The sequence below is a fragment of the Amycolatopsis sp. NPDC047767 genome (assembly GCF_040704195.1).
Taxonomy (GTDB): domain Bacteria; phylum Actinomycetota; class Actinomycetes; order Mycobacteriales; family Pseudonocardiaceae; genus Amycolatopsis.
Genome location: NZ_JBEYSJ010000014.1, coordinates 235318 through 241480, shown reverse-complemented (window position 1 = coordinate 241480; position 6163 = coordinate 235318). Strand labels below are relative to the sequence as shown.

General features: G+C 70.3%; 8 protein-coding genes. 6 read left to right on the top strand and 2 right to left on the bottom strand.

Annotated features, from left to right (window positions below; all coding sequences use genetic code 11):
- A partial coding sequence (locus tag AB0878_RS25730) for an amidase family protein (RefSeq protein ID WP_366582792.1) occupies window positions 1-296 on the top strand: 296 nt, incomplete at its 5' end.
- Window positions 297-380: 84 nt separating this feature from the next.
- Here the strand turns inward: AB0878_RS25730 and AB0878_RS25725 are convergent.
- Window positions 381-1265: a patatin-like phospholipase family protein gene (locus tag AB0878_RS25725; RefSeq protein WP_366582791.1), complete on the bottom strand. Its 885-nt coding sequence runs from the start codon at window positions 1263-1265 to the stop codon at window positions 381-383.
- Window positions 1262-2284 carry a zinc-dependent alcohol dehydrogenase family protein gene (locus AB0878_RS25720; RefSeq protein ID WP_366582790.1) on the bottom strand — a complete coding sequence of 341 codons (1023 nt, stop codon included), beginning with the start codon at window positions 2282-2284 and terminating at the stop codon, window positions 1262-1264. Before AB0878_RS25720 ends, AB0878_RS25725 begins: the two co-directional genes overlap by 4 nt.
- A 113-nt stretch (window positions 2285-2397) precedes the next feature.
- Here AB0878_RS25720 and AB0878_RS25715 point away from each other — a divergent pair, with 113 nt between their 5' ends.
- The 5 genes from AB0878_RS25715 (at window position 2398) to AB0878_RS25695 (ending at window position 6152) form a co-directional block, all read left to right on the top strand.
- Entirely contained in the window at window positions 2398-2985 is a 588-nt protein-coding gene (locus AB0878_RS25715; RefSeq protein WP_366582789.1) for a TetR family transcriptional regulator, read from the top strand.
- A gap of 160 nt (window positions 2986-3145) precedes the next feature.
- The gene (locus tag AB0878_RS25710) at window positions 3146-3913 is read left to right on the top strand and encodes an SDR family oxidoreductase (RefSeq protein WP_366582788.1); all 768 of its coding nucleotides are present in this window, start codon (window positions 3146-3148) and stop codon (window positions 3911-3913) included.
- A gap of 84 nt (window positions 3914-3997) precedes the next feature.
- A complete protein-coding gene (sigJ, locus tag AB0878_RS25705; RefSeq protein WP_366582787.1) occupies window positions 3998-4888 on the top strand; it encodes an RNA polymerase sigma factor SigJ in 891 nt (296 codons plus the stop codon).
- A 97-nt stretch (window positions 4889-4985) separates the two neighbouring features.
- The gene (locus AB0878_RS25700) at window positions 4986-5444 is read left to right on the top strand and encodes a carboxymuconolactone decarboxylase family protein (protein WP_366582786.1); all 459 of its coding nucleotides are present in this window, start codon (window positions 4986-4988) and stop codon (window positions 5442-5444) included.
- Between the two features lie 93 nt (window positions 5445-5537).
- Window positions 5538-6152: an NAD(P)H-dependent oxidoreductase gene (locus tag AB0878_RS25695; protein WP_366582785.1), complete on the top strand. Its 615-nt coding sequence runs from the start codon at window positions 5538-5540 to the stop codon at window positions 6150-6152.
- Window positions 6153-6163: the final 11 nt, after the last annotated feature.

Here is a 6163-nt window from a genome sequence, read left to right as displayed (position 1 = left end):
TCCAGCAGTACGACGCATTGCTGCTCCCGGTGACCACCGCCCCCGCGCAGAAGCGCGGAGCCACGGAGCTCACCCTCGACGGGAAGACGCTCAGCATCTTCCACGTGATGTCGACAACCGTCCCGTTCAACCTGACCGGGCTCCCCGCCCTGTCCATGCGTTTCGGGACGACCGCCGGCGGCCTGCCGATCGGCGTGCAACTGGCGGCCTCCTGGTACGCGGAGTCCACGATCCTGCACCTCGCCTCGGTGCTGGAGACGCTGAGCCCGGTCCGCGGACAGCACCCCGTCCTCTGACCGCTTCACGACACACCACGTCGGGCGCCTCGACGGGAGCGAGCTTGCTCCCGTCGAGGCGCCTGACGTGACCTTCGTGCCGGATCAGCCCTTCCACCAAGCGAGCAGTTCCGGAGCCAGGTCACGTGCCTGCTCGGCACCCGCCGTGGCCCCGACGTCGATGAAGCGCGGATCGAGCAAATCCACCGGCGCGCGGTAAAACGGGTCCGCGACGACGACGCGGACGCGGTAGCCCCGCTCGACCAGAAATGCCTCTTCGCGCTCGAGGTCCTGGGCTGCCAACGGTGCGACCACGAGCACCCGGCCCGGCTCCGAGCCCCGAGCACCGGCGGTCTCGGCGCGCAGGTCGACGACCAGGTCGGCGTTGGTGCCGGTCCGCACTCCCCCGTCCAGCCAGACCCCGCCGTCCACCGTGACCGGCGGAGCGACACCGGGGGCCGCGGTGGAACAGGCGACCCCGACGGCGAGGGGAATGCCGTCGGAAGCCGACCAAGCCCGCGCCTGGCCGGTACCGGCGTTCACCGACATCATCCGCAGCCGGGGCGACCACGGGCCCGCGGGCAGCATCGCCTGCCACAGATCTTCAGCCCGGTCAACGGAAATCGGTGGCATCGCCACCATCGCGGCCCGGCCGACCGCCCCCGCCGAACCTTTCTCGGCATCCGTCACGAGCGCTTCGAACAGTTGGGTGTCCGGGCGCCCGGCTGACGCGTTTTTCGCGTGCCAGGTGGCACGTTCACGCATCAGAGCCGGAACTTCCGCGAGGCCGTCGGGCTGGATCGTCAGCCAGGCACCGACCACCGAGCCGGCCGACGTCCCCATGACCACATCGGACTCGGCCAGCGGGACTCCGGCAGCCCGCAATCCGTTCAGCAGAGCCGAGGTCCACGACGCCCCCACCGGGCCACCGCCGCCCAGAACCAGAGCGTTGCCCGGCGCGGCCTCGGAACCTGACGAGCGCTGGTTCACTTGCGCGGTCCAGTCTCCGGGTTCCCGGGCGAAACCGCGACAACGACCTTGCCGACCTGGTTGCCGGCCTCCAGGTAGCGGTGCGCTTCGGCGAAGTCGTCCATCGGAAACACCTTGTCGACGACGGGAATGAAGTCCCCGGCGACAATGCCCTCGCGAACGTGGTCCACCGCGGCGGCCAGACGGCGGCTGTCGGAGGCGAGCTCCATGACCCCGAAGCCGCGGACGGTGAGCCGCTTGAGCAGCAACGCCATCACGTTCACGGTCGCGGGCGTGAAGTCGAGCACGCCGTAGACGACGAGGATCGCGTTGTCGGCAGCGGCTTCGACCAACGTCGCGAGGACCGGGCCGCCGACCGCGTCGAAAATGACCCTTGCGCCCCGGCCGTCGGTCAGCTCCCGGATCCGGGCGACGACGTCCTCTTCGGCGGTGGCGATCACGACGTCCGCGCCGGCGTCCAGAAGTTGTTGCCGCTTCGCGCCGGTACGGGTCAGCGCCACGGTTTTCGCCCCCGCCCGCCGGGCGGTCTGGATGGCCGCGAGGCCTACGCTGCTGGACGCGGCCGAGATCACCACGGTGTCCCCGGGTTGCGTCCCGGCGATCTCCACCAGGCCACCGTAGGCGGTGATGTACTGCATCCACGTCGAGGCCGCCTGCTCGAAGGAGAGTTCTTCGGGGTGGGCCACGACGGCGTGTGCGGGCGCGAGAACCGCTTCGCCGTGCATCGGGTAGTCGAGCAGGTTGAACGCGGGCAGAACGCTGACGGCTTGGCCGACGCGAAGCCCGTCGACCCCGTCGCCGACGGCCGCGATCACGCCCGCGGCTTCGTAACCCAGGCCGGCGGGGAAGACCGGGCTGACGCTGTACAGCCCTTGGCGGAACAGCGCGTCCGCCCGGTTGAGCCCCCACGCGCGGGCGTGGATCAGCACCTCGCCGGGACCCGGCTCCGGCTCGGGCGCCTCTTCGAACTGCAGCACCTCGGGACCACCGATCCGGTGGAAACGCACGTTACGGCTCATGGCGGGACTCCTCGTGGTCGACCTGTGCAGAGCCCCGATTATGTCGCACGTCATAGTCTCACGTGCCACTCAATATGTCGTTCGTCATACATGGAAAGCGGTAGACTCGGGTCATGGCTCGACGTTCAGACACCAAGCAGCGCATGGTCGGGGCCGCCCGCCAGCTCATCCGCGAACACGGCTACAGCGCCATGGCGTTGTCCGACGTGGTCGAGCGCAGCGCCTCCCCGCGCGGGTCGATCTACCACCACTTTCCCGAGGGCAAGGTGCAGATGGCCGCCGAAGCGGCCGAGGAGCACACCCGCGAGCAGGTCGACATGATCAACCGGCTCGCCGGGGAGGCCGCCACGGCCGAGGATCTGGTGCGGGCCTACGTCGACCTGGCCCGTGAGGGCATGCAGACCAGCGGTTATGGGCGTGGGTGCACCATCGCCCCGCTGGTGATCGAGATCGGCGATTCCTCCGAGGAACTGGGTGCCGCCAGCCGGCGCGCGTTCTTCCTCATGGTCGAGACCCTGGCGCTCCAGCTCGTCGTGCTCGGTGCCGACGCGGCCGGCGCCCGCGAGCTGGCCCACGCGACAGTGGCCGGTGTCGAGGGCGCGATGGTGACCTCCCGCGCGCTGCGCAGCACCGAACCGTTCGACGCGGTCCGCGACGTCGTGGCGAGCCGCGCGCAGGCGGTCACCAAGCCCCGCGACTGACCCGGCGGGTCGGCTGGATCACTCTGCCGGGTGGCCCAAATTATGTCGTCCGACATACATACGTGGTAGCGTCGCCGACGAGACCGACGCTGGGGTCGCGGCGAGGTGTCGTCCGCCGCCGTGACTCTCCCCAACCACTCTGCGAACTGGAGATCCAGACATGTCGTCCATCCTCATCACCGGCGCCTCCCAGGGAATCGGCCGCGCCATGGCGCTGGAGCTCGCCGGCCGTGGCCACCGCGTCATCGGCACCGCCCGCAACCCCGAGAACCTGGCCGATCTGCCCCTCGCGGAGCGGCTCCGGCTCGACGTCACCGACCAGGCCAGCGTCGACGCGGCGATCAAGGCCGCGGGCCGGATCGACGTCGTGGTCAACAACGCCGGCGAGACCATGCGCGCGCCGCTGGAGACCGTCCCGGTGTCCGAGGTCGCGCGGCTGTTCGACCTGAACGCACTCGGCGCGCTGCGCGTCGTCCAGGCCGCTCTGCCCGGTATGCGCGAACGCGGCTCCGGCCACCTGGTGTTCCTCTCCAGCATCCAGGGCCGGATGGTGCTGCCGATCATCGGCCCGTACGGGATGAGCAAGTGGGCGGTGGAAGCCATGGCCGAGGTGCTGGCCATCGAAACCGGCCACTTCGGCGTGAAAGTCAGCCTCGTCCAGCCCGGTGTGGTCGCCACCGACGGCGGCGCGAAAGCCAAGGTCTACCGCACCGACGACGACCCCTACGGTCCCCTGTTCGACGAGCTGCCCAAGACCCGCGGCGACGTCGTGACGCCCGAGGAGGTGGCCAAGGTCGTGGCCGACACCATCGAGCAGGAAAACCCGCCGCTGCGCGTGCCGGCCGGCGCCACCGCGACCACGCTCCTGGCCGCCCGCAAGACCGCGCCGGAAAACGAGGTTTTCTTCCCCTACGACATCAACTGGTGACCACCGGCGGCACGGGCTGTCCGGCGATCATCCGGATTCGGATGGGTACGCTGGCGCCACGTGCCGGAGGAGGTTGCGGTCTGCATGGGTGATGGGCATGCGCCCGGACGGTCCGAGCAGGAGGACAGGCTCGGCGCCGAGTGGGAGACGCATCGGCCTGCGGTCTTCGGCGTGGCCTACCGGCTGCTGGGAAGTGTGGCCGACGCCGAGGACGTGGCCCAGGACGTGTGGCTGAGGGCGGCCGGCTCCGATCTGCGCGAGGTCGAGGACCTGCGGGCCTGGCTGGTCACGGTCGCCGCACGGCGGTCGTACGACATCCTCAAGAGCGCCCGGTCGCGCCGGGAGGCCTATGTCGGGCCGTGGCTGCCGGAGCCGCTGCTGACGGGACCGGACGCCTCGGAGCCGGTGCTCGTCGACGAGTCCGTCGGCGCGGCGATGATGCTCGTCATGGAGGAGCTGAGCCCGCCGGAGCGGGTGGCCTTCGTCCTGCACGACGTCTTCGCTTTCGAGTTCGGGCGGATCGCCGAGGTGCTGGACGTCTCCGTGCCGGCGGCCCGGCAGCTCGCCTCGCGGGCGCGGCGGCGGGTGGCCAAGGCGAAGCAGTCCCCTTCGCAGGCATCGAAAGCCGAGCGTGAACGGGTGCTGGCGACCTTCCGCGCCGCCTACGAATCCGGCGACCTGGCCGGCCTGGTCCGGCTCCTGCACCCCGACGCCGTCTACGTCACCGACGGCGGCGGCAAGGTCTCGGCCGCACGCAAGCTCATCCACGGTGGTGAGCGCATCGCCGAGGTGATGGTGCGCGTGGGTCACCAGTGGCGTCCGGACCGGATCGATCTCGTCGAGGTGGGCGGCGAGCTCGGTCTCGTGTTCCGCCGCGACGGCAGCGTGTACTCCGTCGACACGGTGCAGATCACGGACGGTCTGATCACGGCGTACCGCAGGGTCCTGAACCCGGACAAACTTTCGCGGGTCTGAGCTGTCACGTCCGGAGGGGCTGCCTCGTCTCCCTGCCGAGAACGCACGACGCGCCCGGAGGGCGCGGCTCGGACCACACGAAGGAATCGAAGCAACTGTGACGAACACCCAGCGCGTCAGCATCGACAAGCAGCACCCGGCCTCCTACAAGGCCCTCATCGCCCTTTCGACGGAGGCGGACGCCGGCGCCGTCGCGGCCGGGCTCGACCCGCTCCTGGTCGAGCTGGTGCGGATCCGCACCTCCCAGATCAACGGCTGCGCGTTCTGCCTGCGCATGCACACCCGTGACTCGCTCAAGAAGGGCGAGAACCCCGACCGGATCGCCGTGCTGCCCGCGTGGGAGGAGACCGGCTACTTCTCGGCGACGGACCGCGCCGCTCTGCGCCTGGCCGAGGCGATCACCCGCGTCGCGGACGGACACGTCAGCGACGAGGACTACGCGGCCGCCGCGGCCGAGCTCACCGAAGACCAGATCTCGGCGGTCTCCTGGCTGGTCACGGTGATGAACGCCTTCAACCGCGTCGCCATCACCAGCCGCTACCACGTCGCAGCCTGAGCTCGCCCCCACCAGCCTGCCGGGCGCCAGGCAGGCTGGTGGCCACGGCGGCTGCCGAAAAAACCGCTCGATCGCACCGAAAGTCACCAGTACATGCCCACGCTCCTGCACCTCGACAGCTCGATCTGGCCCGGCGACGCGTCCACCTCGCGTGCCGTGACGGCCGCCTTTCGCGGCGAGTGGGAGGCCCAGCACCCCGACGGAACGGTGATCCACCGCGACCTGGCCGCCGACCCGCTCCCCCACATCACCGACGACGGGTTCACCGCCGGGAACAAGGACCCGCTGCGGGCCACGCTGGCCCGTGAGCTCGAACAGGCCGACGTCGTCCTGATCGCCGCCCCGATGTACAACCTCACGGTTCCCAGCACGCTCAAGGCCTGGATCGACCAGGTGATGGTCCCCGGTCGCATCATCGGTGAGCGGCCCTCCGCCGCGGGCACGCCGGTGGTGGTCGTCTCCAGCCGCGGCAGCACCTACCGGCCCGGCACCCCTCGTGACGGCGGGGATTTCGTGGTCCCCTACCTGACCACGCTTTTCGCCACCTACTTCGGCATCACCGAGGTCGAGTTCATCATCGCCGAGCTCACCTCCGCCGTGAAACGGGCGTGGGGGCCGGAAGCTGTCCGCCGGTACGAAGCGTCCCTGGCCCGGGCGCACGAGAACGCCGTCACCAAGGCCAAGGAGCTGGCCGCCCGCTTCGCCTGAGCCGCACCGGG

Coding starts and splice junctions, on each gene's coding strand:
- AB0878_RS25720 (WP_366582790.1), bottom strand. CDS start 2,284: ATGAGCCGTAACGTGCGTTTCCACCGGATCGGTGGTCCCGAGGTGCTG.
- AB0878_RS25715 (WP_366582789.1), top strand. CDS start 2,398: ATGGCTCGACGTTCAGACACCAAGCAGCGCATGGTCGGGGCCGCCCGC.
- AB0878_RS25710 (WP_366582788.1), top strand. CDS start 3,146: ATGTCGTCCATCCTCATCACCGGCGCCTCCCAGGGAATCGGCCGCGCC.
- sigJ (WP_366582787.1), top strand. CDS start 3,998: ATGGGTGATGGGCATGCGCCCGGACGGTCCGAGCAGGAGGACAGGCTC.
- AB0878_RS25695 (WP_366582785.1), top strand. CDS start 5,538: ATGCCCACGCTCCTGCACCTCGACAGCTCGATCTGGCCCGGCGACGCG.